2 protein-coding genes and 2 pseudogenes are annotated in these 3,031 nt (G+C 72.6%); 3 read left to right on the top strand and 1 reads right to left on the bottom strand.

Annotation, left to right across the window (positions count from 1 at the left end; genetic code table 11):
• Nucleotides 1-134 precede the first annotated feature (134 nt).
• The 3 genes and pseudogenes from AB0M03_RS39550 to AB0M03_RS39540 form a co-directional block, all read left to right on the top strand.
• Complete coding sequence (locus tag AB0M03_RS39550) at nt 135-830, top strand: hypothetical protein (protein WP_363501662.1); 696 nt, start codon at nt 135-137, stop codon at nt 828-830.
• Complete coding sequence (locus AB0M03_RS39545; RefSeq protein WP_363501659.1) at nt 805-1,131, top strand: hypothetical protein; 327 nt, start codon at nt 805-807, stop codon at nt 1,129-1,131. Before AB0M03_RS39550 ends, AB0M03_RS39545 begins: the two co-directional genes overlap by 26 nt.
• Nucleotides 1,132-1,362: 231 nt before the next feature.
• Nucleotides 1,363-1,709: pseudogene (locus tag AB0M03_RS39540) on the top strand (protein kinase); the annotation flags it as partial.
• A gap of 784 nt (nt 1,710-2,493) precedes the next feature.
• On the opposite strand, the pseudogene AB0M03_RS39535 reads toward AB0M03_RS39540, so the two are convergent.
• Nucleotides 2,494-2,676 (bottom strand): annotated as a pseudogene (locus AB0M03_RS39535) (ISL3 family transposase); the annotation flags it as partial.
• Nucleotides 2,677-3,031: the final 355 nt, after the last annotated feature.

Raw genomic sequence — 3,031 nt, 5'->3', positions numbered from 1 at the left:
CGGAACGGATCGGTGCGCATCAGCATCGCGAAACACCTCCACTGATCGATGGGTGCCAGTGCGCTTCACCTGAAACCGTTCTAACATGTCATCCACACGATGACAAACATTCGAGTCGCCAAAGGAGTGACATCATGGGAAAGCGGTCCGACGCGCCCACCACAGGCGGCGGCCCACCCACGGGACCGGCGTCCTTCCTCGCCGCAGCCGCCGCGCTCGCCGCCATCGACGACGCCGTTCGCATCGCCCAGAACCCCGGTCCCACCAACCGGTCCGGCGCCGGTGCACCGGACGAGGGCCCGGCACCGGCCCTGGCGGCGCTGGTGCTGCTGCGTGAACTGCGCACCGAACTCGCCGGCTGGGAGGCGGGCCTGGTGGAGACCGCCCGCGCCGGCGGAGCCACCTGGGCCGACCTCGCCCAGCCCATGGGCGTCGCCAGCCGCCAGGCCGCCGAGAACCGCTACCTCCGCCTCAGGCGCACCGGCAGCAGACCCGAGAACGCTGCAACCGGAGCGGAGCGCGTCAAAGCGGTACGCGACCGCCGGGCCGCCGACCGCGCCGTCACCGCCTGGGCTCGCGACCACGCCGCAGACCTGCGCGTCCTCGCGGCCCAGGTCGTCGCCGCGCCCGACCTCCCGCCCACAGCCCGCCCGGCGCTCACCGCACTCACCACCGCCCTCGCCGCCCCCGACCCGGCCGACCTGATAGCGCCCCTCGCCGACATGCGCCCCCACCTCGGCGCCACCCACCCCGACCTCACCACCCGCCTCGACACCCTCACCCACCGCACCGACCGCCTCCGCCATGACAGCGACCAACGACGCGCCTGACACCACCGCCGAAGCCAACTGGCAGCACATCGAGAACCGGCTCGCCGCCATCGAACGCCGCATCCACGAGCACAGCAGCGCGGCCATCGCCACCATCGACACCTGCCTGGCCAGACTCGACGCCCTCCGCCACGACCTGGCCCACCAACCCTGGCCCCCGCAGGCCTTCTTCGCACCCGGGGACCCTCCGGCCGTCCCGCCACAACAACCGGTGCCTACGGGAAGCCAACCCCGCCGGCGTACGCAGACCACCCTCCGGCACGGCCCGGCCGACAGTCACCAAGCCGCCGTACTGGCGTGACGGGCAGGGGCCATGCGGCCGATGCCCATGGACGCGGCCCAGGCTCGGCGGCTGCCGGAGAACCGGTCGCATGGCTCCGGCAGCCGCCCGAACCAGCCCCACATCGGCGCGCCGCCGACCGCGACCACTGCTGCCGGCACGCCCGGGTTACTGCGGTGGCTGCCCCAGCCCGAGCTCGTCCGGGAGCAGCCGCGGATCCTCGGCGTCACGGGCGTGCGCGGCCACCACCGCAGGGCGCTGGAGGCCGTGCACGCGGCCGGGGTGGTCCACCGTGATCTGAAGCCCTCGAACGTGATCCTGGCCCCGGACGGACCGCGGGTGTTGGACTTCGGCATCGCCCACGTCGCCGACGGCACCGCGGTCACGCGCACCGGCATGCTGACCGGGACCCAGGGCTGGCCGAGCCCCGAGTACTACAGGGACGGCACCGCCGGACCGCCCGGGGACGTCTTCGCCTGGGGGGCGCTGCTCGTCTTCGCGGCCACCGGCCGTCGCCCCTTCGGCACCGCAACGCCGAGGCCGTCGCTCTCCGCGTCCTCGGTGCCGAGCTGGACCTCACCGGTATTCCCGCCGAACTACTCGGCGAGCAGGCGACCCATGTCCTTGGCAATGTCCACGACGGCGTACCGAGGTTCCGGACCCGATCGCCGAGCAGTGGCGCCCCCCGACCGTCGTAGAGCCCGTCCGGCCCTCCCCCGGCCGACGCCGTCCGGGCCCGCGGTCCCGGCTCATCGTCGTCGCGGCGGCCGTGTCGCCACGGCCGCCGCGGGCGCTTGGTTCGCGCAGGCGGCCCTGGACCACGCCCCAGCCCGCGGCACCGACTCCCTGCCTGCGACGACGGCCCGCTCCGCCGCTGCCACCCAACCGGCAGCGACCACCTCACCCCTCGCCCATACGGCCGCCACCGCATCACTCACCCCGACCGCCGCGGCCTCGTCCGCGCCGACACAGACCCAGGTGATCACTCTCAGCCCCTGGTCCCCGACCGGCATCCCGGCAACCGGCGTCACCATCACCGGCCGGGGTGGCGGCTCCTGCTTCGGACCCGCCGAATCCACTGTGCGCACGGATGCCTGGCGCTGCATCGCCGGCGACCGGAGCCTCGGCCCGTGTTTCTCCCCGGACTCCGATCCCGCAGACACCAGCGCCCTGTGCCTGGACGAAGCCCCCGACCGCATGGTCGAACTGTCGGTTCCGACGACTTCCCAGGCAACAACCACATGCCGGGCGGCCCCGACATCGAGCCGATCATCCTCGTCCTGGCCAACGGTGCCGGTTGCTCGTTCGCCGGCGGCGGCACCTCGATGCTCGCTGGTCGGCGCCTGAACTTCAGCGGCTCTGGCGACGATCATGTGACGGTCGTCAGTGCGCGAGGAGTATGCGCTTGCGTAGGAGGTCGAACCTGGCCCGGCCGAACATCTGGCGTTTCAGCATCTTGATGCGGTTGACGTTGCCCTCGACCGCGCCGGAGGAGTGCGGGAGGGACAGTCCGTTGCGCACCGCGTCCAGGTCGCGGCGCAGGCCGGTGGCGAAGGAGGTCAGGGCGGGGAGGGTGTCGGCTTTTGACGGCGGCGATCCACGCCTCGATCGCGTGGCCGCGCAGGCCTTTCATGATCTTCGCGAAGTCGCGGACGTGCTTGTCCAGGCGGGTGAGCTCCGGGCTGCGTTCGAGGATCTTCTTCAGGGCCAGGGCATCGTCCTCGCCGAGATGGTCGGGGTCGGTCAGGATCCAACGGCTGGTCTCGCGCACGGTGGGCGGCTTCGGGGCCGGGACAGGCGCGGGGCGGCCGTCCCGGTAACGTCGTAGGTAGCGTTGGACGGTCTGTTCGCTGCCGGTGTAGCCCCGTTCGGTGATCTCCCGGGTCAGGGCGGTGGCGTTGTGCTCGCCCTCGTTCCAGCG

Source organism: Kitasatospora sp. NPDC051914, from assembly GCF_040680995.1.
Taxonomy (GTDB): domain Bacteria; phylum Actinomycetota; class Actinomycetes; order Streptomycetales; family Streptomycetaceae; genus Kitasatospora.
Note: the sequence above shows the minus strand (reverse complement) of the source record. Positions and strands in the feature narration are given on the sequence as shown.

What these genes read in the sequence shown, in the direction of transcription:
- AB0M03_RS39550 (WP_363501662.1), top strand. Translation starts at nt 135, where the DNA reads ATGGGAAAGCGGTCCGACGCGCCCACCACAGGCGGCGGCCCACCCACG.
- AB0M03_RS39545 (WP_363501659.1), top strand. Translation starts at nt 805, where the DNA reads ATGACAGCGACCAACGACGCGCCTGACACCACCGCCGAAGCCAACTGG.